The sequence below is a fragment of the Agaribacterium sp. ZY112 genome (genome assembly GCF_041346925.1).
Taxonomy (GTDB): domain Bacteria; phylum Pseudomonadota; class Gammaproteobacteria; order Pseudomonadales; family Cellvibrionaceae; genus Agaribacterium.
Genome location: NZ_CP166840.1, coordinates 3858930 through 3885753, shown reverse-complemented (window position 1 = coordinate 3885753; position 26824 = coordinate 3858930). Strand labels below are relative to the sequence as shown.

22 protein-coding genes are annotated in these 26824 nt (G+C 45.4%); 12 read left to right on the top strand and 10 right to left on the bottom strand.

Translation table 11 applies throughout. From position 1 onward, the window contains the following. Positions 1-44: 44 nt before the first annotated feature. From AB1S55_RS16890 to AB1S55_RS16880, 3 genes are all read left to right on the top strand, one after another. Positions 45-575, top strand: coding sequence for a hypothetical protein (locus AB1S55_RS16890; protein WP_370979355.1), 531 nt, complete (start codon positions 45-47; stop codon positions 573-575). Between the two features lie 128 nt (positions 576-703). Continuing rightward, on the top strand, positions 704-1915 hold the full coding sequence (locus AB1S55_RS16885; protein WP_370979354.1) for a hypothetical protein: 1212 nt from the start codon (positions 704-706) through the stop codon (positions 1913-1915). A 39-nt stretch (positions 1916-1954) separates the two neighbouring features. Beyond that, positions 1955-2506, top strand: coding sequence for a hypothetical protein (locus AB1S55_RS16880; RefSeq protein WP_370979353.1), 552 nt, complete (start codon positions 1955-1957; stop codon positions 2504-2506). Between the two features lie 56 nt (positions 2507-2562). Here AB1S55_RS16880 and AB1S55_RS16875 read toward each other — a convergent pair whose 3' ends face one another. Both AB1S55_RS16875 and AB1S55_RS16870 read right to left on the bottom strand, forming a co-directional pair. After that, positions 2563-5262, bottom strand: a complete 2700-nt coding sequence (locus tag AB1S55_RS16875; RefSeq protein ID WP_370979352.1) for a cation-translocating P-type ATPase — start codon at positions 5260-5262, stop codon at positions 2563-2565. Between the two features lie 189 nt (positions 5263-5451). Continuing rightward, complete coding sequence (locus AB1S55_RS16870; protein ID WP_370979351.1) at positions 5452-6360, bottom strand: LysR family transcriptional regulator; 909 nt, start codon at positions 6358-6360, stop codon at positions 5452-5454. 262 nt (positions 6361-6622) lie between these two features. On the opposite strand from AB1S55_RS16870, the gene AB1S55_RS16865 reads away from it, so the two are divergent. Beyond that, positions 6623-6901: a DUF1330 domain-containing protein gene (locus AB1S55_RS16865; protein ID WP_370979350.1), complete on the top strand. Its 279-nt coding sequence runs from the start codon at positions 6623-6625 to the stop codon at positions 6899-6901. 369 nt (positions 6902-7270) lie between these two features. On the opposite strand, the gene AB1S55_RS16860 is transcribed toward AB1S55_RS16865, so the two are convergent. Beyond that, the gene (locus AB1S55_RS16860) at positions 7271-9073 is read right to left on the bottom strand and encodes a cation:proton antiporter (RefSeq protein WP_370979349.1); all 1803 of its coding nucleotides are present in this window, start codon (positions 9071-9073) and stop codon (positions 7271-7273) included. 160 nt (positions 9074-9233) lie between these two features. Between AB1S55_RS16860 and AB1S55_RS16855 the strand changes: the two genes are divergently transcribed. Both AB1S55_RS16855 and AB1S55_RS16850 read left to right on the top strand, forming a co-directional pair. Next, positions 9234-10352: a DUF481 domain-containing protein gene (locus tag AB1S55_RS16855; protein WP_370979348.1), complete on the top strand. Its 1119-nt coding sequence runs from the start codon at positions 9234-9236 to the stop codon at positions 10350-10352. 57 nt (positions 10353-10409) lie between these two features. Further along, positions 10410-11243, top strand: a complete 834-nt coding sequence (locus AB1S55_RS16850) for a mechanosensitive ion channel family protein (RefSeq protein ID WP_370979347.1) — start codon at positions 10410-10412, stop codon at positions 11241-11243. A 77-nt stretch (positions 11244-11320) separates the two neighbouring features. On the opposite strand, the gene AB1S55_RS16845 is transcribed toward AB1S55_RS16850, so the two are convergent. Beyond that, positions 11321-11479, bottom strand: coding sequence for a hypothetical protein (locus AB1S55_RS16845; RefSeq protein WP_370979346.1), 159 nt, complete (start codon positions 11477-11479; stop codon positions 11321-11323). Between the two features lie 296 nt (positions 11480-11775). On the opposite strand from AB1S55_RS16845, the gene AB1S55_RS16840 reads away from it, so the two are divergent. After that, a complete protein-coding gene (locus AB1S55_RS16840) occupies positions 11776-12912 on the top strand; it encodes a BamA/TamA family outer membrane protein (protein WP_370979345.1) in 1137 nt (378 codons plus the stop codon). A gap of 85 nt (positions 12913-12997) precedes the next feature. Here the strand turns inward: AB1S55_RS16840 and AB1S55_RS16835 are convergent, their stop codons facing one another. From AB1S55_RS16835 to AB1S55_RS16810, 6 genes are all read right to left on the bottom strand, one after another. Then, positions 12998-13588, bottom strand: coding sequence for a VC2662 family protein (locus AB1S55_RS16835; RefSeq protein ID WP_370979344.1), 591 nt, complete (start codon positions 13586-13588; stop codon positions 12998-13000). Positions 13589-13815: 227 nt separating this feature from the next. Further along, positions 13816-15105: a TRAP transporter large permease gene (locus tag AB1S55_RS16830; protein WP_370981613.1), complete on the bottom strand. Its 1290-nt coding sequence runs from the start codon at positions 15103-15105 to the stop codon at positions 13816-13818. Then, positions 15105-15656 carry a TRAP transporter small permease gene (locus tag AB1S55_RS16825; protein WP_370979343.1) on the bottom strand — a complete coding sequence of 184 codons (552 nt, stop codon included), beginning with the start codon at positions 15654-15656 and terminating at the stop codon, positions 15105-15107. Before AB1S55_RS16825 ends, AB1S55_RS16830 begins: the two co-directional genes overlap by 1 nt. Next, positions 15656-16681 (bottom strand): TRAP transporter substrate-binding protein, encoded by a 1026-nt coding sequence (locus AB1S55_RS16820; RefSeq protein ID WP_370979342.1) that lies wholly within the window; start codon positions 16679-16681, stop codon positions 15656-15658. The genes AB1S55_RS16825 and AB1S55_RS16820 overlap by 1 nt, the downstream gene beginning before the upstream one ends. A 78-nt stretch (positions 16682-16759) precedes the next feature. After that, entirely contained in the window at positions 16760-17590 is an 831-nt protein-coding gene (gene kduI, locus AB1S55_RS16815) for a 5-dehydro-4-deoxy-D-glucuronate isomerase (RefSeq protein WP_370979341.1), read from the bottom strand. Between the two features lie 36 nt (positions 17591-17626). Continuing rightward, positions 17627-18667 carry a DUF4861 family protein gene (locus AB1S55_RS16810; protein ID WP_370979340.1) on the bottom strand — a complete coding sequence of 347 codons (1041 nt, stop codon included), beginning with the start codon at positions 18665-18667 and terminating at the stop codon, positions 17627-17629. A 314-nt stretch (positions 18668-18981) separates the two neighbouring features. Here AB1S55_RS16810 and AB1S55_RS16805 point away from each other — a divergent pair, with 314 nt between their 5' ends. The 5 genes from AB1S55_RS16805 to AB1S55_RS16785 all read left to right on the top strand — a co-directional run bounded on the left by AB1S55_RS16805 (position 18982) and on the right by AB1S55_RS16785 (position 26823). Further along, positions 18982-20181 (top strand): substrate-binding domain-containing protein, encoded by a 1200-nt coding sequence (locus AB1S55_RS16805; protein WP_370979339.1) that lies wholly within the window; start codon positions 18982-18984, stop codon positions 20179-20181. 178 nt (positions 20182-20359) lie between these two features. Next, positions 20360-21451, top strand: a complete 1092-nt coding sequence (locus AB1S55_RS16800) for an acyltransferase family protein (protein WP_370979338.1) — start codon at positions 20360-20362, stop codon at positions 21449-21451. Positions 21452-21504: 53 nt separating this feature from the next. After that, positions 21505-23919 (top strand): glycoside hydrolase family 88 protein, encoded by a 2415-nt coding sequence (locus tag AB1S55_RS16795; protein WP_370979337.1) that lies wholly within the window; start codon positions 21505-21507, stop codon positions 23917-23919. Next, the gene (locus AB1S55_RS16790; protein WP_370979336.1) at positions 23916-25298 is read left to right on the top strand and encodes a BNR-4 repeat-containing protein; all 1383 of its coding nucleotides are present in this window, start codon (positions 23916-23918) and stop codon (positions 25296-25298) included. The genes AB1S55_RS16795 and AB1S55_RS16790 overlap by 4 nt, the downstream gene beginning before the upstream one ends. 235 nt (positions 25299-25533) lie before the next feature. After that, positions 25534-26823: a carbohydrate porin gene (locus tag AB1S55_RS16785; protein WP_370979335.1), complete on the top strand. Its 1290-nt coding sequence runs from the start codon at positions 25534-25536 to the stop codon at positions 26821-26823. Position 26824 lies beyond the last annotated feature (1 nt).

Sequence of the window (26824 nt, the reverse complement as noted above, 5' to 3'; positions counted from 1 at the left end):
TGGCTGCTTTGGGCTGTGTTTTAAATGATCGTTTTGGGGAATGAATGTCAGACTTGCTTTTGTCGGCGCTATTAATTGCGCTACTTGGTTTAGGCGCGTGCGCTCAACATACTCGTACAGGGCAGATGGTGTCTGCATCAACAGAGCTATCTAGCTTACAGTTTCCAGATGAATTACAGGGTAATATAGAAGTTCGTTATGTCTCCGGTGCTCAAGAGGATAATCCTCTATGGCATTCAGAAGTGAATAATCAGCAGTTTTCGGATGCTTTAAAACGTTCACTCGCTGCAGTAAAGCTTGGTTCTGAAGAAGCTAATTACGAACTTGATATTGAACTTTTACGTATTGATTACCCAGTGCTTGGTTTTAATACCACAGTGAGCACCCATATCCATTATCGTTTGTTAAATAAGCAAACCGAAGAAACGTACTTTGAGCAGAAAGTGGTTAGCCCTTATACCGTGACTCAAGATGAGGCCTTTCTTGCAGCCGAGCGTTTACGCTTAGCAACAGAAGGCTCGGCTAAAACCAATATTAAGGTTTTTTTGCGTCGTTTAGCTCAGAAAACAGCATAAGAAGATTTTACTTTGCTTGAGTGAGCTTGAGCTGTATTACGTTGAGGGTAGAATGGAGGCCAGCCTAAGTTTAGGCTTCTTGCCATACGGCTTTTATTTCTATTGACGCTCTCGCTCTAAGGTTACTTATGCTGTTAAACAGCTTGCTAGTTCTTTTTGCCCTGTCGCTCGCGGCGTATCTTGCGTTTTCTCCTCGCTTGGCGACATCGTCTAACTGGAAAGCAACGGTTACGCCCCTAGCTTCGATTATGGGCAGTGGTTTTTTGGTGAGCGCGCCTCTGTTGGCAGGCATTGTTGGTAACCTAGCCGTTGTGTGTATGGCGGCTCTGTTGTTATTGGCCTTTGCGGTTGGCAGTGCCATTCGTTTTAATATTCGGCACTTTGAGCCAATAGAAAACAAAAAACAGGGCTTGGCTCAGGAGCTGGCCTTTGTCTCTCGTATCGTGCTTGCTGTCGCCTATTTTATTTCCGTTACTTATTATTTGCAGCTACTGGCGAGCTTTTCTTTAAACGCTTTTTCTATACACAGCGATTTACTCGCCAATATCATTACCACCGTGTTGTTAATGATCATTGGTGTTGTTGGCATTTGGCGCGGTTTAGATGCCTTAGAAAAAGTTGAAAGTTATGCCATTAGTTTGAATTTAGGTGTGATAGGGGCTTTATTACTGGGGCTTATTATTTACAACGGCCAGCTCTATTTAAATGGTCAGTGGCATCTGGCTCAACTCGATTCGCATATCGATTTTCAAGACTTACGTGTATTGCTTGGTTTGTTGATCGTGGTTCAGGGCTTTGAAACCTCTCGTTACTTGGGCAGCGCTCACCCTCCAGAGCAACGTATTCGTACCATGCGTACAGCGCAACTATTATCTGCCGCTATTTATCTTGTGTTTATTGCGCTGGCGACCGTACTGTTTGATGTTGGTTTGGGATCGGATGTTACCGCCATTATTACGATGACCGCACCCGTAGCTTTAGTATTACCACTTATGTTGTCGATTGCCGCAATTGGCAGCCAGTTTAGTGCCGCCGTGGCCGATAATTCTGGTGCTGGTGGTTTGTTAGAAGAGCTTACTCACAAGCGTTTATCACTTCGCTCTGCTTATGCATTGATCTTGTTGGTAGCGATTGCTCTGACTTGGGAGACAAACGTTAATGGCATCATTAGTTACGCTTCGCGTGCTTTTGCATTGTTTTATAGTTTGCAGTGTTTGGTTGCCTTAAGTGTCGCTTGGCAAGATAAAAGCTTGGCCTTACGTCTACCTCGGATGCTGTTTTTTGGCGCATTAGCGATTATCTGTTCGCTGGTGTTTTTCTTAGGTCTACCTTCTGAATAACGTGCGTGTATATATTCAGAGCTTACCTGGAGCATACCAATGAATGGCCGTGTTAAGCCGCTTATCGGTTTAGGCTCCTGGCAAGCAAGAATCTCAGTTTATATTGAAAACCGCCCAGCTATGCAGGAATATCAGTTGCTTGAGGGGCTTAGACCTTTACAAAAAGGTGAGATTAAGCTGATTTCAGATGCTTGTGGCAATGGTTGGCGAAAGGTTTTTAATGTTTATGCCAAGTTAGTGTTTGAGCTTGAAGCGCCTCGTTGGCCTTTTCAAAAACAGGCAAATACGTGGCAGGATTTTCGTGATCAGTTTTTATTGCAAGAAGATGCAGCGCTCAATCTACTGTTTTCTGTGCCAAGCTTTGAAACCGCAAGCTCAACGATTCATATTGTCAGTGGCCGAACTTACGGCAATAAATTATTAGCAGAGTTGCCAGAGCTGGCCAAAAGCACACACTGGCTTAATTCGGAGTTTGCTATTAGCAAGGCTTATAATTTTATTATTTGCCCTTATTTCGATTATCGGCAGCTCTCAAATAGTAAAATTTCCCAACTGGTCGAGCTGATCAATGAGCTAGGTAATCCTAAATAAAAAGCCCGTAGGAGCTATACCAACGGGCTTTTTTGTAAGCTCTATAAAAGACTCTATTAAAGGAATTTTATATTAAATAATTCCTTCAAACTTGAGAGTACTAAGGTAGGAAGTGCGGCGATCATTAAGCTCATTAGTAGGTGCTTGGCCGATAGCGCCACAGTACCAAAGAGTATGCCGCCTAGTGGTGAGTAGATCACCGCTAAGGTCGTTCCTGTTGTGGCTAGCATCACGCTAAACAATAACTTATTTTTAAACGGGTTGAGCCTAAAGATGCTTTTAAAGCTACGTGCGTCTAATAAGTGAATGCTTAAGATAAACATCAAGGTTATAAATGCTAGGGTTTGCGCATAGGCGGTACTGGCACCACGGCTTAATGCTAGGTCGAATAGCGCGTAGACGATGGCTCCGTGAGTTAATCCGCGCACTAATATACGTGCAGCGAGGCCGTCGGCAAAAAAGCTTTCGTTTCGCTTGCGTGGTTTTCTGCTCATGATGTCATCTTCTTGTTTCTCCCAGCCCAAACATAAACTTGGCAAGGCGTCGTTAAACAAGTTGATCCACAAAATCATAATGGTGGTTAAAGGCACAAGAGGGTTGTCGCCCATAAGTAAAAACGCGAATAATACGCAGCTGACTTCTGAGACGTTGGCAGTAAGCGCCGCTCGTAGATATTTACGCAAGTTATCGTAAATACGACGCCCTTGGCGTACTGCTGAGACAATGGTTGAAAAGTTATCATCAAGTAGTACTAAATCGGCGGAGTCTTTAGCCACTTGTGTACCGGCTATGCCCATTGCCACGCCGATGTCGGCATTGCGTAATGCGGGGGCATCGTTAACACCATCGCCGGTCATTGCTACGACTTCATTATTGGCTTGTAAGGCTTTAACAATACGTTGTTTGTGCTCGGGCGAGACTCGAGCAAAGACGCTGGTTTTAGGCGCGAGATCGATTAACTGCCTGTCACTGCACTCTTCTAATTCGGGGCCTGTCATCACCAGCTCGTCATCGCTGCGACGTATGCCGAGCTCTTCTGCGATCGCTTTTGCGGTGGCGGCATGGTCTCCGGTAATCATCACTGTGCGTATGCCTGCATCGGCACACTGGGCAACAGAGTCGACAACTTCAGGGCGAGGCGGGTCAATGATGCCGTGCATCGCTAAAAAGGTAAGGTCTTTTTCATGCTCTTCTTGCCCTTTGTTGACATCGGCTTCGTCAATTTCAACAAAAGCCAAAGCTAGGGTACGTAAGGCGCGTTCACCAAATTGCTCAACACCTGCGGCAATTTCTTGTTGATAGTGCTCATTGAGCTCATGGGTATCGCCGTGCCAATAGACATGGGTGCTGCGCTTTAACAGTACATCGGGCGCGCCCTTGGCAATCAGCCAGTGACGACCTAGCGGGCCACGAACAATGGCACTGGCCATTTTGCGTTTGGAATCAAAAGGGAAACTTTTGAGTAGGGCAAAGCCTTCTTTAAACAATTCTTCACGGTAAATGCCAGCCTTAGCTGCGGCGACCACTAAGGAGCCTTCGGTTGGATTGCCTTGCACACTGTAGCGACCGTCTTTTTCTTGCAAGATCGCATCATTACAAATAGAAGAGATGATTAAGCCATATTTAAGCTCGTCGGTGTTCTCAAGATCGAGCTCTTTTTTGTTTTCGTCTAAGAAGCGCCCTTTGGGCTCAAAGCCTTGGCCGGTCACATCAAAACTACGGCCTGCGCTCCAATAAGAAACAACCTGCATTTGGTTTTGAGTTAGGGTGCCGGTTTTATCGGAACAAATAACCGTGGTCGAGCCCAGTGTTTCCACAGAGGCTAGTTGGCGTACACGGGCATTGTCCAAGGCCATTTGTTTGGCGCCCATGGTTAGGACAATGGTCACTACGGTTGGTAAACCTTCTGGAATCGCCGCCACACTTAAGGATATACCGGTGCCGAGCATTTCTAACCAGTCTGCACCATTATATAAACCAATACCAATTACACAGGCAACAGCAGCAACGGCGGCAGCAATTAAAGCCTGAGATAGCGTATGCAGGCGGCGCTGCATTGGAGTCTGCACGTTTTCAGCGGTTTGCATTAAGTTGGCAATGTGGCCCACTTCGGTATTCATGCCAGTATTCACGACGATGCCAATGCCGTTACCTGCCGTCACCATTGTGCTCATAAAGGCCATGTTCACTCTATCGCCGATGCCGAGCTCAGGGGCGTGCAGTTGCTCTTCGTTTTTCTCAACGGGTTCTGACTCACCAGTAAGCGCAGACTCGTCGATGGTCAGTTGGTTAGTGCTGAGGACACGCAAATCTGCGCCAACAACATCACCGGTATTGAGTTTGACTAAATCACCCGGCACAAGATCTTTAACAGGAATTTTTTGCCAATTACTATTACGCAGCGTAAGCGCATTAGGAGCGCCCATTTCTTTTAAGGCGTTAAGTGACTTTTGGGCACTGAGCTCTTGTAAGAAGGTAATGGTGGCATTGGCGACAACGATGACAAGAATGGCTATGGCATCAATCATGTGCCCACCCACACCTGAAAGTACGCCACCGATGGCCAGTACAATCAACATGGGGTTTTTAAGTTGTTCTATAAAGAGGGCGAGGGCGGAACTGCCTTCTGCTTCACTGAGCTCATTGGGCCCATATTGTGAAAGGCGTTGATTGGCCTCCTCACTGGTTAAACCTTGCTCTTTGTTGCTGTTAAGTTCGGACAGTACATCATCTTCGGCTTTACGAAACCACTTCATTTAGCTCTCCTTGTGCCAGATTCAATAGCATTAAAGCTTACTCTTGTTATGTGAACTTAACACTAAGGAGCTGGCATTATTTCGTCTTTTACGGCAGCGATATCTTTGATTGTTTTTTTTAAATCAAGTTTTACACGATGGCCGCTTGTTATTTATTCGAGGTCATGTAACTGATACGGATCAAATCGTTTAAGCTTGGGCCTTAGCAAAGTAGTGGCAAACAAGCTGATAAAAGCGATTTACGTATTGAGGTTTATCGGTTTGGTAGTTGTGAAGAAGATAAAAAGGCCAGCTTGGGCCTCGGTATTGAGGCAGCAGTTGGTAAAAACCGTGTTCTGCTAATAAGGGTTTACTGACAATGTCGGGTAATAGTACAAAGCCCATATGTTGTTTGGCCATTTCAATCACTGCCGACAGTGTACTGGCTCGATAGCTGTGTTTAGCTGCTAGTGTGTGCACAAGTTCATTGTTGCTTTGCTGATAAATACAGGCGCCTTTTTGCTGTTGCCAGAGGGCGGTGATCCAGCGATGTTGCTCTATATCGGCAAGTGTTTGTACTTGACCATGGCGCTGAATATATTCGGCACTGGCGCAGAACATATCGCTGCTACTGCCAATGGGCATGGCTCGATAACAACTGTCTTTTAGTTCTCCGGCATTGATAGCGATATCCAGTTTGTCTTTAACAAGATCCAAGCGTTGGTCTGAAACGACTAAGCGCGGTTCTATGCCTGGGAATTCTTGGCAGAGCTGGCGCAAGGCCGGTACCGCAATGTCGCGCTCTAGAGCATGAGGAACAGTGAGGGAGAACTCACCCTTAGGGCTGCTTTCAGCATTGCTCAAAGCAACAAAGGTTAGGTCGACTTGCTCTTGTAATAGTTCGCAGCGCTCAAGCAATTTTTTTCCAAATGCGGTGACCGCCAAACCACGGGTATTACGGCTTAATAGCTGGGCATCAAGTACCTGCTCGAGCTTGCTGACTTGTTGACTGATGGCCGATTTACTCATTGAGAGCTGTTTGGCCGCTTGAGTGAAAGAGCCTTGTTTGACTACTTCGGCAAACATCAGCATTGACGGCAGTAACTTGGTTTTATTCATAAGCTTCTCTGAGTGCTTGTTCAGATCTTTACTGTGGCTTGTCTGCTTGAGCAAGAGCAGTAAGCAATGCCGTTTACCATAGTCTTATTGTTTAAAAATGTGAACAGTGATTCCTTAAGGTGGTGATTGTTTAGGTTTTCATGGGAGAATAGACTGGCTCTGCGATCGAGGCCAAAGGCCTTGTGAGCTAGGCCTGAAGCTTGACCTTTAGTTAAAACCTTAAGCTTGTATAGACATCCACATAACCAAAAAGGAAGACGTGATGAGTGCGTATATTGTTGTAGATATGACCCCAATTGATCCTGAAAAACTTAAAGAGTATGGCGCCGCTGCAGCACCTACGGTGGCAAAATTTAAAGGTGAATTTGTTTTTAAAGCGCCGATAGAGGTACTTGCTGGCAGCGCCGAGCATACCAACAAAGTGCTCATTCAGTTCCCCGATAAAAGCAGTGCCCAAGCCTGGTATCGCTCTGATGAATATCAGGCGCTGATCCCATTGCGCAATGAAGCCATGCACAGTCACTTTCATTTGCTTGCTTAATGTATAGGGCTTTTACTCTATGCTTGGTGGGCCGCAATCAAAGTAAGTTGATGGCTTTTTTGTGATGAGCAAAAAGTCGCGGTGTTGATGTTCAAGCTTGCCGGCCTTCATCTCATCTATAAAGGTAAAAGAATTAGCGCTGGATATGTTTGTTAATAATGCAGAGGCGGCTTGTTTTAGCCGCTTTGAGCAGGTCACTAACGAAGAGTTGGCTCGCTTGCAGGTCTTAAATGCTGAGGCCCCTTTTTGCTAACATAAGTACTGATGCCAAGCTTAAAAAACGTAAGGCTTGTGTGATTAATCTGTCGTCTTATTTTTCAAAGCGTATGCTGCTTGGTCTGCTTTTGATTCGATCTCTTGTTCGGGCGATCAGCTCTCTTCACCATTGATTAAACTAATCATTTGCCAATCGGCTTTGCTTTTAACGCCCTTGCTAACGGTTGAAAAGTGCACTCGCGAATCGGTGTCTATGGCGCACAGAGGCATAGCGCGAGAGCCGTATTTTTCTTGATATTGCTCTTGGCCAAAATTCTCTGAAAGTTTAGTACTTTTAATCGATGCGCCTTTGGCAACAGCGCTTGCCAATTTTGCATAGCTGGCGTGCTCCGAAAACAAGCCTAATTTCTGCGCGTAAGACTCCGACACTTGATGGCTTTTACGCGCTTCTTTTTCATTATTGCTTAAGCCAAGCACGGCGCCTTTACCGAGTAGGTCTTCAAAGTGATAACTGACAAGCGGGTTCAGTTGGCGGTAGGGAGAAAGCACTAAAACACGGCCTATGCTTGAAAGATCTAAAGTGCGCGTGGCATGTTCAGAAATAGGGTTACCGTAATAGCAGGGGATATTAGCCATACGTGTTTCTCGTATAGCTTCCCAGTTGGTATCGGCAATCAGTACCTGTTGCTTGTTATTGATTAACTCTTGGGCAAGCATGCGGGCGAACTTGGATGCACCAAAAATTAAAATACCTCGTGGAGCAGGGGCGCGTTGCTTTAATAGTTTTGCAAGTGGGGCAGAAGTTAAACTTTGCAGCACAACCGTGCTAATAATCACTAAAAAGACCATCGGCACTAACAGCCCCGAATTGGTAAAGCCGTGGTTTTCAAGCTTAAGGGCAAAAAGAGCAGAAACCGCCGCTGCAACAATACCTCTTGGCGCTATCCAGCTTAATAAAGCCAGTTCCCTCCACGCTAAACCGGTGCCTATGCTAGAGCAGATAACAGAAAGTGGCCGTGCAACAAAAATAATGGCCAGAAGCACATAAACCGTGCCCCATCCGAGTTGCGTAATGGCTTGAATATCTAAGCGTGCGGCCAGCAAAATAAACAGTGCGGAAATGAGCAAAACGCTTAAGGTCTCTTTGAATTCGAGAATATCTTCTACATCGACATTACGCATATTGGCTAACCAGATACCCATAATGGTGACACTTAAAAGCCCTGATTCGTGAGCCAAGCTATCGGACCACGCAAAGATGCCAAGCATTAAGGTCAGCACTGCGGTGTTTCTTAGATAGTGGGGTATCCAGTTATGTCGCAATAAAAGCCCTAGGCCAAAACCTGCTGCGGCGCCTAAACCTATACCCACAGCGAGCACGGAACCAAAAGTGATGAGGGTGTGAGAAAGGGCATGCTGGCTGGCAATGATGTATTCGTAAACCAGTACCGCTAATAAGGCGCCAATAGGGTCAATAACAATACCTTCCCAACGCAAGATATTAGCAAGCTTGGCGCTGGGGCGAACCGTGCGCAGCATCGGCATAATCACCGTGGGGCCGGTCACCGTAATGATGGCACCAAAAAGAAAAGCTATTGGCCAATCTAGGCCGAGGGCGTAATGGGCACTGGGCGTGGCCACGGCCCAAGTTATTAGTACACCAATGCTGCATAAGTTGCGTACCATTGAGCCATGACCGGCAATATCTTCAAACTTGAGGGTCAGCGCGCCTTCAAATAATATAATCGCCACACTTAGAGATATTAAGGGGAAGAGTAAGTTCCCAAATAACTCATCAGGTGCAAGCACTCCGCTTATTGGGCCTAGGGCAAGCCCCGCCAGTAATAAGGGCAGTATTGCAGGCAGTTTAATTCTATGGGCGAGTAGTTGGCAGGCGACAGACACCAAACCAACCAATACCAATAGTGCCATAGGGTCATTTATAATCGATGTCATTATCGGCTTCTTGTTTTTGCTTGAGTGAGGCTTCAGTTTCCCTTAAGTGTATGCATTTATTAGCTAACTGACATATTAAAGTCCGTGCGAGCTTGGTATATTACTTAGACTATGAATCTTCCCCCCTTTTAATTACACAGTTAACAGAACAGTAGACAGGATGTTTGTACGTAATCTTTTCAGTGTATTGCTGATTTCCCTTTGTTTTTCTTCCCCCGTTTGGGCTCAGCAGCAAGTCCCCAATTTTGTTAGTGATGCAGTAGCTAAAGACCAACATGTGGCGCCGCCGGCACGGCTTTGGGATTGGCTGCAATTAACCAGTGGCGAATGGTTGAAAGGCGACTTTAAGGTTCTCTATAGTGATGAAATGGAGTTTGATAGTGACGAACTCGGTTTGTTAACTATCGAACTTGAAGATATTGCTTATATGCAAAGCGGGCGGCCACAAGCGATTCGTGTGACATCACAAAAAGAAAAGGTGGTTGGCCTCATCGTGCTCGATGGCGGTAAGTTAGAGGTCACTAGTAATGGCCAAACCCGAAGCTTCACGCGCGATGACATTATCGCGATGGTGTCAGCTCAGCCTGAAAAGAGGAACTATTGGAAGGTACGTTTATCGTTAGGTGCCAATATACGGGCGGGTAACTCACCGAATACTGAATACAACGGTAAGTTTAATGCTCAGCGACGCACAACCTTATCTCGCCTCTCGTTTGACTATCTAGGTACTTATAGCAGCGTGGATGGTGTCGAGACGGCTAATAATCAGCGTGTGAATTCTAGTTTCGATATTTTTGCGACAGACAGTATGTTCTATCGGCCTTTCTTTATGGATGTCTTAAGCGATCCATTTCAGAACTTGGATGCTCGGGGCACTCTGGGCGCCGGTATCGGTTGGACGGCGATTAACAACGGTGAGACTGAGCTTGATATTGTTGGTGGTCCTGGTTTGCAGTTCACTGAATACAGTGAAGTGGAAGAGGGGGAAAATAAGAAAGAATCGAGCCTCGGTTTAATACTGACTACGGATTTTAGTACTGAGCTGACTAGTGAATTAGATTTTGATTACCTCTACCATATTCAAGTCAATGATGATGCTTCAGGCGGTTATACCCATCATATGGTAACTACTTTAGAGTATGAACTTAACGACGCTATTGATTTGGAGGTCTCATATGTTTGGGATTATACCCAATACCCTAAAGCCAACGAGGCCGGCGAAGTACCTGAAAATGATGATTATCGTTTGATGTTTAGTATCGGTTACGAATTTAACTAATCGCGCTTTGCGCACAATGGTCGAAGACCATTAACTTTATGCAATAAGGAAACTGCTATGCAAGATATTGAAGTTCAAATGCAAGATTTATACAGCAAGCTTGCTGTACTTGGAGCCGAATACGGCGGCAAGCTGCTAATGGCCATTGTTGTTCTGGTTGTTGGCTTATGGGTGATTGGCCGTTTAAGTAAGCTGGTACGCCGCAGTTCAGTTAAAGGTTTACCTGATGAAACCTTAGCTAAGTTTTTAGCTAATATTTTTGAAGTCGTACTCAAGGTCTTGTTGATCATCAGTGTTGCTTCTATGGTGGGCATTGAAACCACCTCGTTTGTTGCTATTTTAGGTGCGGCAGGTTTAGCGGTTGGTTTGGCTTTACAAGGAAGCCTCAGCAACTTTGCCGGTGGTGTGATGATCTTGATTTTTCGCCCATTTAAAGTCGGTGACTATGTACAAGTACAAGGGCTCGAAGGCAGCGTTACCGATATAGGTATCTTTGTGACAACCTTGTTAACCTTCGACCGTCGCACCTTGATCGTACCAAACGGCCCTTTGGCCAATGGCAATATCGTAAACTATTCAGCCAGCGCCACTCGTGCAGTAGAAATCAGCATTGGCATTAGCTACTCCGACAATATTGCAGAGGGCAAAGCAGCAATGGAAGCGGTACTTGCTAACGATAGCCGTATCTTACAGGATGAGCCCAATGTGGTAGCTGTTGTAGACCTTGGCACCAGCTCGGTAGATTTCCTTGTGCGTGCCTTTGTTAAAACAGACGATTACTGGGCTGTGTTATTTGATATGCGCCCTGCACTTAAGGCTGCAGTAGAAGCCGCAAATTGCACCATCCCATTCCCTCAGCGCGATGTACACCTTTATCAAGACGCATCGTAGTTAGTTTAGTTTTTAATGCCAAAGCCCACCGTTATAGGTGGGCTTTTTTATTGTCTGAGCTAAGTCGGTTTGATATGTCAGCTGACCTTAGCGTTCAACTTTTCTATTTCATTCGCCAGTACCTGATCAAAGCAGCGATCATTGGCAGCCTCTTTATTTGTTAGCCGGTTGTGTTTATTGGCTTGGCGTTTAATAAAGTTTTTCTTGGCTTGTCTATTTAGTCGTCCAACTCGCATCGCTAACTCCGTCTATTTTGGGTTTACTATTTATGGCCTTGCTATAAGTAGGCTTGTGTCGAGTTTTTAGAGTGCCATGCTGTTATTAGGTTTCGCGACAGCCTTGGCGGCATATGACATTGGCGGTTTAGGTTAAGCCTTAGGCTACTTAAGTTAAATGCCAGTGGTGGCGGGGCATCGCTAGTAAGCGCTTGAGTCTTGTTTAGCTTATTTACACAGACCCAGATAAGAGCCCTGTGCTATTCTTAACGCCGCTTTAGCTGTTGTGCCGTATGCTTAATTATTCAGGTCGTTTTATGTCCGTTAAATCTCAGATCTCAGTTGCCTTGTCGACAGGGCTTACTTTAGCGCTGTGTTCCAGCAGTCTATGGGCCAATTCGGGTGATTACGATTTAGCAACCAATGACCGTAATAAAACAACCAAAAAAATGGCCAGAGACAAAGGCAGTGATGGCGCTTGGATGGCTGTGCCTATCCCTTTTGCTAACCCTACTTTAGGTGCAGGTTTACAGGCTGCGGTTTTGTATCTACATGAGCAGAAAGAGCCTGGAACACCCAATGCGACATCCGGTATTGGTGGCATGTATGCAGATAGTAAAAGTTATTTTCTTGGCGTATTTCACGACGACTACTGGAAGTCGGATCGTTTTCGTTTTTCTTTTTTAGCTGGTACTGGCAAGCTTAATTTAAATTACTATGGACCTGGCGACATACCATTGTTAGAAAAGCACCCGCTAGGTTATGGTATTCAAGTTAATGGCTTGTACACCAAGTTATTAACACGCCTTCCTTATACTGAAAGTTGGTACGGGGGTTTTGAGTATGCAGGTAGCCAATCAACGGTGTCGTTTGATTTGGGGCAGATAATTGATCGCCTGCCTGTGATTGATGCCGATGTTCGCACTTCTGGTTTGGGGCCTGTACTAAGTTTTGATAGCCGTGATGATAATTATTATCCCTCTAATGGTCAGATTTTTAATGCTAAATACAGCATTAATGACGAAGGCTTAGGCAGTGATTTTAATTTTCGAATGCTTAAGTCGGACTACCGTAAATATTTTACCTTGATCCCTAAAAACGTGTTGGCGCTTAAAGCACAAATTAAAGCTGCGGATGGTGAAATTCCTTTTTTTATCGAGCCTACTTTAAGTATGCGCGGTTTTGATGTGGCTCGCTATCGGGATAACGTGACGGCATCTATGCATGCTGAATGGCGTTATAAATTTCATGATCGCTGGGGCGCTGTTGCTTTTGCTGAAACTGGTGCTGTTGCTGACAATGTTGATGAGTTGAGCGATGGCACTCATATCAGCAGTGCAGGTGTTGGTATTCGCTGGCAGGCAACGAAAGCTAAGAAAATTAATTTAGGTATCGATATTGCGGTGAGTACGGATGATCAAGCGGTATATATCCGTGCTGGTGAGGCGTTCTGATATTCAAGCTAATTTAACATAAGTGCTTTGATTCAGATAAAAAGGTGCTCTTGGCACCTTTTTATGACACTCATAAACTTTGCTGTTATTTAACTGCAAAGTTTACAAATGGGAAACAAGGTAGAAAACCATTTTTAGCGCAGTTTAATAGGCCGATTTGTACACCTTTAATTTCGTCAGTCATATTAAAGATACCTAACTGGGCACCTGAAGATTTAGATATATTAGCTACTGACCAGTCAAAGCTTGTGTGGCCGATACTATAGTTAACCACACCAATATTTGCCCCTTTAACGTTATTGGTAATATTGACAGTAGCAATATTCGCCCCTGTTGCCTGGCCTTTATTCCAGTTCCACAAACCAAAGGCTGCACCCGTCATACTTTCATTGACGTGATTAGCTCCGGCAGGCACACCGATTACGCTAAATAGAGGGAATTGTACGCCTTTAAAGTTATCCACTTCGCTGATAGCGAGTAAATGCAAGTCCACACCTGTGACATTACTGGTTTTACCGTAGAGTGCTGGAAAGCGAACGCCCTTAACATCTTGGCTATTTGGTGCATTAAAGTCATCGATCGTAGAAAACTGAACGGGAACTTCTTCTGCAAAACTACTATAGGCAAAAACAAAGCTTGAGGCTGCGAGAGCGAGAGCACTAGCGAGCTTTTTCATACTTACTCCAGGAAACGTTTTTTACAGGATTGTTGCTTGTTGCTTGTTGAAATTGAAGTTTACCTCAACACCTTGCTAACACAAGCACGTTACGTGAGCTTAGGTCTAAGCTCAACATACTTAGAGGTTTGTGTGACCTGGTTCACTGAGTTTGTTCGCTAAATAGCATGGAGCGCATACGTTATTTTTTGCTGGAGAAGAGTTGCATTTAGTTATGATCATAATTGTCACTCGTTGTAAGCTCTTGGCAGCCATTCACTCACAGCCGGAACAAAGGTTAAAACTAAGATAGCGATGATCATCGATAAAAAGAAGGGCAGCATATAAGGCGCCACCTTGGCGATACGGCTTTTGCCTACACCGCAGCCGACAAATAGGCAGGTACCTACCGGTGGTGTACACAAACCGATGCACAAATTACTGATCATAATAATGCCAAAATGAATGTCGCTAATGCCAAATTGGCGCATAACAGGCAGTAAGATCGGGGTAAAAATCAGAATCGCTGGGGTGATATCCATAAAGATACCCACTAATAAAAGCAGTAGATTAATGGCCAGTAAGACTAAGTATTTGTTTTCACTTAAGGCCAAGATACTTTCGCTAAGTTGCTGAGGAATATTGGCTGAAGAGAGCATCCAAGCCATGCCACTGCTGGCACCGATAAGAAGCATTACCACGGCGGTGGTGGCACCTGTTTTTAAAAAGATAGAAGGCAGTTGCGTAAGCCTGACACTTTTATAAATAAATACACTGACAACTAAAGCGTATAGCACGGCAACGGCTGCGGCTTCTGTTGCCGTATAAATACCGGATAAAATGCCCCCTAGAATAATGACCACAAGCAATAAGCTTAAGAACGCACGCTTAAAAGCAAGGCCTACTTGTTGAAGTGGTGCTGGAGCTTCAGCTGGGAATTTAAGTTTTAAAGAAGCAAGAAAGCAGACTAAGCACAAGCTAAGACCAATTAAGATACCTGGGAAAATACCTGCTAAAAATAAATCAGCAATAGAGACACCGCCTGCTGCGACGGCAAACACAATCATCACATTACTCGGTGGAATAATGACGCCGGTGGTTGCGGCAGTGGCGGTTAAAGCAATATTAAAATCACGGGGATAACCGCGTTGGTTCATTTGCGGAATCATAAAGCTACCAACCGAAGATACGGCTGCGGTAGCGGAGCCGGAGACAGAGCCAAACATCATGCAGGTGAGCGCATTGGCGTAAGCTAGGCCGCCAGGAAAACGCCCGACTAAGCTTGCGGCAAAATCCATAAGTCGATGAGCCATTCCTCCTTGCCCCATGAGATAACCGGCAAGAATAAAAAAGGGAATAGCTAACAGGGCAAAGCTATCTAAACCGTTGGCAAATTTAGAGGCCAGTACATAGCTTGCATCGGAGCCTGTGGCGATTAATGAAAGTAAGGTTGCTAAGGCTAAGGCTACAGCTATAGGCGTATTTAAAAGCATTAACAGCAAAAAAGCGCAGCCAAATAATATGCTGAGTTCTTGCATCATACGCTTTTACTCTTGGTTTTATCGTGGTGCTTGGAACTCTTGTATTGCTGTTTGATAAGGCACAGCTGTTCAAGACTAAAGCTGCAAATAAAAAAACCCGATAGTGGCAACGCGGCATAGAACCACGCTTTAGATATGGGTAGGGCTATAAGCTCTTGTTGCATCGCAAGGGCGTTGCTTACTAATTTTGCACCACCATAAATAAAGACACTGCCAGCAAAGACAATAATAAGTGCGCTGACAAGCATGTCACTGACGGCTTTGGCTGTGCTCTCAAGTTGTTGTGTAAATAAGTCGATACCTAAGTGCTTGTGTTGACGAAAGGCGACACTTGCACCAAGCAGTGCTAGCCAAACCAGTAAAAAGCGGGCTAATTCTTCGGTCCATGCACTTTGGGCTCCCAGTACAAAACGGCTAAATACGCCCCAGCTGACATCCATTAACAGTAGGGCAACCAAGCTAATAACAAGGTATTCGAGTACGGTCGCGAGCTGCTGATTCATCTTTGAAAGTAAGGGGATATGAGCGTGTTTGTTTGTCTTAGACATTAGGGGTGAGCCTTAATGTCGTTGGCCAGTTCAGCCAGGCGTGTACCTTCTATGCTTTGGTAGATGGCTTGAACTTGTTTAATAAAAGGGGCTTTATCGGGCTGATAAATGCTGACACCTTGTTCTTGAGCATGGGTCAGCGCTTGCTCACTTGCTTGTTGCCACAAGTCTCGCTGATATAAAGACGCATCGTGAGCAGCCTGCCTTAGCCATGTTTGTTCTTGTTTGCTTAAGCTTTGCCAAATGTCTTGGCTGATAATAATAAGGTCTGGGATACTGGTGTGCTCGTCTAAGCTATAGATTCCAGCTACTTCATAGTGGCGGTTTGAAACGTAAGACGGGGCGTTGTTTTCTGCTCCATCAACTGTACCTTGAGCAAGTGCCGTATAAAGTTCGCCCCAAGCGATCGGTGTGGCTTTAGCACCAAGCTGTTCGACGACATCAATGGCCATTCGGCTATTCATAACTCGTATTTTTAGGCCAATTAAATCATCGGGGCTGAGGATTGCTTTATCTTTGCTGTAAAAACTGCGGCTGCCTGAATCAAAATACGCTAAGCCCTGTAATTTTTTAGCACTTAGTGAATTTAATAGCTGCTCACCTAATTCTGAGTCGAGCACTTGCCAGTAGTGTTTGCGGTCGCGAAATAAATACGGCAGCCCAAATACTTTCATATCGTCTACAAAAGACTCAAGTGCGGCAGCAGAGGTTTTAGTCATAGTCAACACACCTTGCTGTAATTGCTCGATGCTTTGAATCTCACTGCCTAATACGCCACTAGGGTAGATGTCCATGCTTAAGCGGCCTTGTGAATAGTGCTGTAGGCGCGCTTTCATATGTTCTAAACCTTGGTGAACTGGGTGCGTCACAGGTAGACCATGGCCCATTTTTAGGCTGCGTACTTGCTGTTCACCCTGTGTCTGCGAGCCTTGTAGATCGCGCAAGACAAAGGCGTAAACAAGCAGGCTAATAAGCAAACCACAAAGTAAGCCAAGTGCAAAAAATGAGCTGTGTTTATTGAGCATGGAGCGACCTGTTGTTATAGCTTTAGTTATAGGTGTGGCTGTAGCTATTATGTGCTGCGTTGTATTTCCTATTAAATATTAACGCAATTCGTTAACAGCAATGCCGTCCATATCATTGAAGGTCTTATTTTCGCCACCCATGCCCCAGCAGAAGCTGTAATTTTGGGTGCCGCTTCCTGAGTGAATAGACCACATAGGTGAAACAACCGCTTGGCCATTAGCAACACAAATATGGCGAGTTTCATCACCGGGCCCCATTAGGTGAAAAACCGTCGCATCTGGTTTTACATTAAAGTACATATAAACTTCGGTGCGGCGCTCGTGAGTATGAGCTGGCATGGTATTCCAAACACTGCCTTGCTCTAAGGCGGTAAAGCCCATCACCAGTTGACAGCTTTGAATACCGTCTTCGTGAATGTACTGATAAATAGTACGTTTGTTTGCTGTTGCTTGGGCACCGAGCTCTACTTTGTTGGCATCGTCTAATGTGGCTAGCGTGGTTGGATAGCTTGCATGAGCGGGGTAGCTTAATAAATACAACTGAGCAGGCTTATTGCTATCGCTGCTGCTAAAGCGAATATCCTTTGCGCCTTTGCCAATATACAAACACTCGAGTTTATCGAGTGTATAAAGAGTGCCGTCTACCCTTATTTGGCCTTGGCCACCAATATTAAATACACCGAGTTCGCGGCGCTCACAGAAAAAATCTGCGGCAAGTTCAGTACCTGCTTCTAATACAAGCTCTGCTTCTGTTGGAACTGCCGAACCTACAATACTGCGTTCTACTTCGCAGTAAGTTAAGGCAATTTCGCCTTTAGCAAAAAGCTGATCAAGCAAAAACGTAGAGCGTAGTTCTTGTGTGTTCATGCGTGAATAAGCATCTTTACCTGCGGTGTATCTAACTTGCATTCTATTGTCCTAGTTAAATTAAAGCCTGTGCCTTAATTAGTCGCTTGTTGAAGAATCTGGGTAATAAGGGTTGGTTTCAGAGAACTGCTTTAAATAGTTAAGCCACTGCTCTTTATTGGTGATTTGTTCGGCTTTTTGCCAGCCATAACCTGCAAAGTATTCGAAGCGACCATGCTCGTCTGTCTGGCTTAATAATAAGGCCTGCGGATCGTTAACATCACTTGTGAGCGCTTGAGTTAATGCCTTGGCCTTAGGCTTTTCTGAACTGTTGTTTTTGCCAAGAACAATGCCCGTACCTAGGCCGCTGCCATCGAGTTCTTCCCATGTTGCAAGCCAGTTATTGTCTTTGCCGATTTTGACCTCAGCTTTGCCGTAGTGAGTACTGAGCCCTGTGACAAGGGCTAGGTTGGAGGCAGGTTTTCCATCAATTAAAAACTGGGACTGAACACGGAATAAACGTACACCGGGACGTAAGCTGATGGTCTTTTGTTCTTGATAAAGCTTGCCGTTTATTTCGCGCTGATAATGTAAAACAAAACTCAGTTGCTGTTGCCCAATTTGTAAATCTGACCAGTGAGTCCAGGTTTCTAGCGGTTCTGCTTTGCCCTTAAGCCATAAGGCACTGGCACCACAGCCCAAGGATGCGCCTACGTGGTAGTTATCTAAGCCTTCACCGTGGTCTTGGTGATAACTTAAACCTTGCTCTAAGGCTTGTTGATACCACTTGTTAATAATTGGGTAGTTCACTCGCTTGAGCCAGCAGTCGGTGCCTGCGTTTTCAGCCCCTTGGCGAAGGGCAGGGCCATAAGCTCGAAAGGCGACTAAGTCATTTTCCCAAGCAAAGTCATCCGAGCGTTCAGGGACGTGACGCGCAAATAAAACCGAGTTGCTGTCAGTCGATACAGAAGGCGTCGATGTCGAGGCCTTAGCTGTCTTACTCGTATTCTGTGTACACGCACTTAGCGTGCAGACAAGACTTAACGCGGCTGCGCTCATTACCGTTTTTAACTTACTGTTCAGCGCGTGTTTTTTGCTGTGTAGGAGTGGGCTTGTGCTTTTGTTGCTGTTATTGCTCATCTGTTTAGGCCTCTGTATGGCGCCACACTACTCGAAAACGCTGCGACTAGTGCGGCACGGAATGCTGGTAAATGGCTTGATAAGCCATCGTTAATTAACAGGGCGTTGCTGGGCATAAGTACGTTTGAGCGTTGACTTAAAGTTCGTAGTATTTATGCTAACAAGCCTCAAAAAGTTCGGTCAATTGCAATAAAATCTATAAAAATTGCAGTATGTGGTCTTTTTTTGTGATTTAGCTGGGCTGCTGAAGTGTTTTTTCATCTGGTTTGGCGATAAATAATAAAGATAAACGCTACTTATAAACGAGAATATTTATGAACGATAGCGTAGAAGCCGCCAATCAAGGCCTTGAGTTAAAACACAGAGCAAGCGAGCCTAAAGCGCACTTTAATGTGCTTTTGGCCTTGTCTCGTTATGATCATCGCACGCATAAGGGGATTGCTCAGTTCGCTGCAACGCATAATTGGCATCTGAATTGTGACATGACCATGAGTGGTCGAGCCCCTAAACACTGGCAGGGCGATGGCATTATCAGTTTGTTAACCGAAGAAGATGAGGCTTGTGCGCGCTGGGTTGAGCAGGCCGGCACGCCTTTTGTCGATTTGTCCGTGATCCGTGAGGACATTCCAGCGGCTCGTGTTTCCGCTGATCACCGCGCCATTGGTCGCACCGCCGCTGAATACTTTTTAGTAAAAGGCTTTCGTCATTTTGCTTTTTTCTCGACCAGTTTTGATCGTGTGGCGCAATTGCGTCGAGATAGTTTTTTCGAGCAGATTCACGCCCACAGCTACAGCATAAGTGATTGGTCTAGCCACTTAGGTCAAGCCGATAGCCCCGATTATGACCTGCGTCTACGGCAGTTATTAAACACACAGCACTTTCCCTTGGCTCTGTTTTGTACGCGAGACAGCGATGCGAGCATGGCTTTAAACGCCTGTTTGCAGGCAGATATCGGTGTGCCGGAGCAGGTGGCGATATTGGGGGTGGATAACAACGAGCTGATTACAAACGCCTTAAGAGTGCCGCTTTCGAGTGTTAATCATGATGTAGAAGGCCTAGGTTATGCAGGAGCCAGCCTCTTACACCAGCTTATGTCGGGTGAGCAGGTCGCAAGTACTAGCCCTCGCTTAATTCAACCTAACGGTGTGACAAGTCGGCGTAGCACCGACTGTTTGGCTGTTGCTCAACCTTTGGTGCGCCAAGCTTTGGCGCATATAAATGAGCATTTTCGTAGCCCAACTTACAGCGTGGCCAAAACGGCTGAGTTCTGTGGTGTATCGCGGCGCTACCTTGATAAGCTGTTTCAGCAAGAGTTGGATTCGACTATGCACTTAAGTGTCAGTAACTTGCGTTTGCGAGAAGCTCAAAACGCCTTATTGAATAGCTGTATCTCGATTGAGCAAGTTAGTCAGAACTGCGGTTTTAGCCGCGTGCAGTATTTTAATACTTGGTTCAAACAGCAGCTTAATGTGACACCGCTTACCTTTCGTAAGCAGGGGCGAGCAGGCCGGTGAGCTTTAGTTAAGGCTAGGCTGTATCGATTTCCCTTTGTTCTTGATAGTGTAATTTTTTGTCTATTATTTGCAATTGTAGGTCTATGGTGGCGTTGTTATCATGGCTTTTAATTAAGGCTTAGCGCTGCTTGTTTACACTGCGGTTGAGCCCATAACTTTACAATGAGAGTGAGCGTTGATGTCTACGCCAGCACCGAAAGCCGTTCAAACTGGGGCACAGCTTGAAGCATCACAGGCGGTATCAACTAAGAGAGATTTGCGCATCGATGCGCTGCGTTTTATTGGTTTGGCCCTAATCATACTGGCCCATGTCTATCCGGATACCTTAGTATTTAATCTGCGCAATTTTGATGTGCCGCTTATGGTGCTTGTGTCTGGAATGAGTTTTGCGCTCAGTTATCGTTTAGAAGCTTATGGCACTTATGTGTGGAAGCGCATTAAACGCTTGCTGGTGCCAGTGTGGCTTTTTCTGAGTGGGTATTTTTTATATCGGGCTGTGTTAAGCCCTAGCGCCGCGGATTTTGATCGCGCCTTGATCATCCCTCACTTTTTGTTACAGCATGGCAATGGCGTGGGCTATGTTTGGATTATTCGGGTGTTTTTATTGGTGGCCTTGGTGGCGCCATTTATTTATAAACTGCATAAAAGCGTTGCTTCAGATAAGCGTTTCTTTTTGATTGTCGGCTTGGCATTTGCTGCTTATGAGTTACTACGCTACTTTACTCGGCCCTACCTGTACTCTGGTGTAAGTGGTGATATAGCAGACTATCTCTATTACCTTATTCCTTATGCTTTGCTATTTGCCATCGGTTTACGTTTCCCTTCCCTAAATGCGGCAGGCAGATGGTGTTTGTTTCTATGTGGTTTTATTATTTTTGTTGTTGTCGGTGGCTTGCTTTCTTTTCAGGCCGGAGAATACGTTGCCACACAAGCCTATAAATACCCGCCTTCCTTTTATTATTTCTCTTATGCGCTGTGGGTATGTTGCCTATTGTGGCCACTGCTGCCGAACTTGCTGACGCTTATCGAGCGCTGCAAACTTAGGCCTTTATTGATCTTTGTTGCGAGTAATTCAATCTGGATTTACCTGTGGCATATTTGTTATTTATTTTTACCTGTTTATGAGTTCAACACCTTTGTGCGCTGGGCACTGGTATTTAGTTTGTCGACCTGCACCATGCTTATTCAATATGCATTGGTTCAGAAGCTTATTGCTATGAGTAGTAATAAGACCTACAGGCACTATTTGCGAGTCTTATTTACGGGTTAGCGGCTTGTGGATATGGTTTTTCTTTTTAAGATGCGGTTGTTTTAGGTTTGATTATGATGCGTAAATCTTTAGTTTTATTGGCTCTTTGCTTGAGCTTTGTGTTGCCTAGCCAAGCAGAGCCCTTAAGTGTTTTTGACGATTGGGTGCAGCAAGAAGAGAATATTGAATCGACCTTGCGCCTTGCTGCTGAATATCAGCTAGAAAGCTACGGGGATCCTCTGCCTGTCAAAAGCTGGTTAGTTGGAACTTTTTTTAGTGGCATGATCGAGGCTTATCACGCGACAGGGGATAAGTGGTATATCAAACAAAGCCGCCGCTGGGCTGATGCGTCTGAGTGGGGTTTGCACAATGCGGCTAATGCCGATGACTTGTGCCCAGCGCAGACCTACCTCGATTTGCATTTTATAAAGAAAAATAAAAAAGCACTCGCAGCATTAAATGAAACCGTAAGGCCACTGTTGGACAAAAAAGTCTATTTAGCTGGTGAGCTAAGTGAATACCAAAAACAAGACCTAGACGCGACAGGTAGAAATATTTGGAGCTGGGCCGATTCGCTTTATATGGCGCCGCCTGTGTATGCGCGCTTAGGGCAAGCAACTGGTGATCAAGCATATTTTGATCGTTTGCACGACATGTACTGGGATGCGGTTGATTTTTTATACGATGAGAAAGAACATTTGTTCTATCGCGATGAGCGCTATCTTCCTCAGAATAACGACAATAAAAAAGTATTTTGGTCGCGTGGTAATGGTTGGGTATTTGCGGGCCTTGCGCGCATGATTGACTATATTCCGGAAAAGGATCCCGAGCGCCCTCGCTACATTAAACTCTTCCAAGAAATGGCGTATCGCTTGGTCAAAGAGCAGCAAACAGATGGTTTGTGGCGCTCTGATTTGGGCGACGTTGAACGCTACCCAACGAAAGAAACCAGCGGCAGTGCATTTTTTGTGTACGGTTTTGCCAAAGGGGTGAATGAAGGCTGGTTACCCAAACGTTATTTCGACCACGCCATTGTCAAAGGCTGGAGTGGTTTGGTAGCTACGGTCACACCTGAAGGGCGCTTAACTCATGTACAGCTGGTAGCGGGATCGCCGAGCGAGGTGAGGCCTTGGGACAGTGTTGATTACGCTGTTGGTGGTTTATTGCTTGCCGGTGCCGAGGTTTTAGAGTTCTCCCGTGATGCACAAGTAAGCAATCCTAAAGCCGGTGAACTCAAACCCAAAGTGATTACTGATGAGGGGTCTTACACTTGGTATACCGACGAGCGCGCTATCTTTGCGGGCCAGACTTTATATGTGAGTTACGTCAAGCGTGATGGTACAAGCTCTGTCAGTTCCTTTGGTCTTGATTACGGTACGGCCGCAGTCAATGCCAAACATGAAATGCCTTTAAGTTCTTGGAAGGAAGTGGATGATCACGACAACGCCTCGTTGTTGGCTTTGCCTGATGGCAAGGTATTAGCGACCTACGCCATGCACGGCACGGACGGCAATTTCTACCAGCGCACGATAGAGCCGCGCCGTTGGGATACGCCGATTATTTCTGACGAGTCAAAACACTATCGTGTGAAAACGCGCTTTGGCATGACCTATCAAAATTTAGTGATGCTCTCGGCGGAAAACAAGCGTATTTATAATTTCTTTCGTGGTATCGATTTTAACCCGACCTTTGTTTATTCCGATGATGCGGGCAAAACATGGAGTGAGGCCTATAAATTATTTGAGTCGGGCAGCAATAGTAGTCACAGGCCTTATGTAAAATACAGTTCCAACGGTGTTGATCGTATCGATTTTATTTTCACAGATGGCCACCCTCGCGATGTGAAAGATAACCATGTTTATCACGCCTATTTAAAAGGTGGTGTTTTCTACGATAGCCAAGACAAGGTTTTATCTAGCTTGGATGAGGTAAAGAAAAAACCGATTATTGTTAGCACAAGCTCTCAGGTTTTTGATGGCTCAACTGAAAATGGTCGCGCGTGGGTGTGGGATCTTGAATATGATGCTAAAGGCCAGCCTCGCGCTGGGTTTATCTCTTCGCCCAGCGGCGATATTGGTTCGGATATGCGTTATTGGCAGGGCAATTTAATTGATGGTCAGTGGCAGACTGAGCAGATCGCCTATGCCGGCTCCAATATTTATAAAGAGGAGCAGCATTTTGCGGGCGGTTTGACCTTGGCGCCGAACGATGAAAACCGTGTGGTAATTTCTGCCAATGTAAACCCTGAAAGTGGTGAGCCACTTGCCAATGGACTCTATCAGCTATTTCGTGGCGATAAAATAAAAGGACAGTGGCAGTGGCAGCAGCTGACTTTTGATCCTGCGCGCAACCAATTACACCCCTTCTTGGTAAGGACAAACGGACAGAGTGAGCAGGATGTATTGGTTTGGAAGCGCGGCGATTATATTTGGTTTGGTGATTTTTATACGGACATTGTGATGAGCGAAGGTATCGGAGCGCCTCAATGAAAAAAACGCTAGGGATATACAATAGCGCCTTGTTAGCGTGCAGTGCCTTGATGTTGGCTGCGTGTCAGCCGGCGAGTGATAAGCGTACTACAGCGACGGATGGCCATGTTCAAAAAAACTTAAGCAGTACGCGCTTTTTAAGTGATGCAGGCTGGTGCTGGTTTCAGGATCCTAGAGCCGTGATTCACAACGAGCAATTAATTGTTGGTGGTATCAGTGGTACAAATGGTGATATTCGTATAGGTGTTTACGATTTAAAAGAAAAGCGCTTATTAGGTCAGCGTGTATTAGACGCGGGGTTTGAGCGTGATGATCACAACGCCCCAGTGTTTTACTTGCGCCCCGATGGTCGTCTACTGGCGATGTGGGCGGAGCACGGTAAAGAAAGCCGCCACTACTACCGCCTTTCTGAAGTAAATGATTTTCTAAGTTGGGGAGAGCGTCAAATACTTCAGCACAGTTACGAAAAACCCGCAGATCGTTATTGGGGCGGGGTGACCTATATGAATTTATTTACTACAAATCACGGAGCTAAGTTATATAACTTCTTCCGAGTGGGGATGGATTTAAATCCGTATTATGTTGAGTCTTCCGATCACGGTGACACTTGGGCGCCGATGCAGCACTTCCTCAAAGATGACATTGAGGGTACGCACCGTCCTTATAACCGCTATCTGCAGATTGATGCATCGCATATAGGCGTGGCCTTTACGGATGCTCACCCTCGTCAGTACGGCAACAGTATTTATTATGCCGAGTTTGATGGTGAGTTCTTTTATGGTGCTAACAGCGAATTAGTTCACGATATTAAAGACGGCCCATTAAGTACAAATCAGGCGGATAAAATTTATTCAGGCAGTGAGACCTTTGCAAAACCAGAGGGTTATAGCAGTGTGCCCAACAGTGCTTGGACGATTGACCTAGAGCGCGATACTAATTTGCACCCTCACCTTGCTTACAGTGTGTATTTAAATAATGACGATAACCGTTTTAGAAGAGCCTATTGGGATGGTCAGGCTTGGCAAGATAGGGAAATTGCTTATGCGGGCCCCGGCCTTTACGAATTAGAGGCAAGTTATACCGGTCTCATGGCTTTGGATCCTAGCGAGCCGGAAAAGATGACTATTTCTACCAGTGTTGATCCTCATACAGGGATAGCGACCAGTGGTAAGCATGAACTGTATTACGCGAGTGTTCCCAATAAAGATGCGCCTATTGAGTGGCAGGCGCTCACTCAAAACTCTAGGTACAGTAATATTCGGCCGACGATCGTTGAAGGGGATGGTTATAAAGTTCTGCTGTGGATGGCAGGAGAGTTTCATCACTTTGAAGACTACAGCACGGATATTGTTGGGCTGATATTAAAAGAGCCTAAATAAAGACTGCGTATGCCTGCATTAATACTATGTCTTATCTTTGAATTAGTGGAGTTTTAAAAGCCCTAATAAGGTGCCTTAATGGCGCTTGTAATGAGTCGCTATTGCGGCTTTGCATCATTTGTTTCTATCAGATTTCGGCGCTAGCCCTACGAAGAGGAATGATCTATTCTGTGTGGCGCGCCGTAATGTCACAGGCATAGCCCTTAATATTTCTAACTGTTGATAGAGCAAATACATGCTCAAGTGTCTTGTTGCCGGGAGTGCCTGGCTTATTCTCGTAATGGTATCTTTAGAGTGCTTATCTGATGATGCCGGTCATTCTCCTCATAAAGCTGGTTACGCTCAGCGTGGCAGCTTCTCAGGCCCGGGGTCGGTTGATGCCGAACTGGAAGAGGAGGATAGGTTCTCTATTCCTCATTTAAAGTTTGAAAGCATGGATAAGGCCTTGGAGCCTTGGTTTGCTATGAAAGCTCATCTTTATCAAGACAGTGGTTTTAAGTTTGGCGTGTATTACAACGCGCTTTATCAGCATGCTTCTGCGACATTGCCTACGGATGACAGCTCAGGAATCGCTTATAAAGATGAAGCTGCATCGGGGATTTTCCGCATTAATGGCGCCTTGGATCTTGTTGGGCGCGATAGCAGTAATGTTGGAACCTTGTATTTTAATGTCGATAATCGTCATACCTTAGGCTCAGATATTGCCCCAGCGGGTATAGCTAATGAAGTTGGTTATGTTGGTCATACCGGTGTTTTGTTCTCAGATAGTGGCACAGTGTTAGTTGATTTAAATTACCAACAGCGCATAAATGGCGGCCGAGGTGGTTTTATCGTTGGACGCTTTGACCCCAACGACTATGTTTTTGTATCTGGTTACGCGAACCCCTGGACGGCTTTTCAGAATGTAGCAACCTTACTTAACCCTGCGGTTGCTTTACCTGATTCGAGTTGGGGGCTTGGTGCAGGTCATTGGTTAAATGATCATGTTTATATACTCGGAACCATTAATGATGCCAATGGCACCGTTAGTGATAATCTTGAGTTTTTTGAAGGCGGTGCTGAATTTTGGAAGGCCGTTGAATTTGGATGGGCGCCCTCAAGTAAAGAGCGTTTTCAGCGTCAATTTAATATCAGTATGTGGCAAGTTGATGCGCGTGAAGATATCAGTGCAAACAGCAGTGAGGGTATTGCCATTTCTGCTAATTGGTTGCTAGCTAACAATCTAATGCCTATTTTTCGAGCGGGTTGGTCTCAAGGTTCTGCTCCTATATATAACAAAACAATAACGGCAGGTTTAACGTATAAGCTTGTTGAGCGTAGTGATGACTTTGGTGTCGCTCTGAACTGGGGGCAACCAGCGCTAAAAGGCCTTGAAGATCAACTAACGGCTGAGGTTTTTTATAAGTATCAATTGGCTCAAAATATTGCTCTTACGCCGAGCTTGCAACTATTACAGAATCCAGCTTTAAATCCTGATGAGAACAGTGTCGTCATTGCGGCACTTAGATTTAGGTTGTCATTATAAA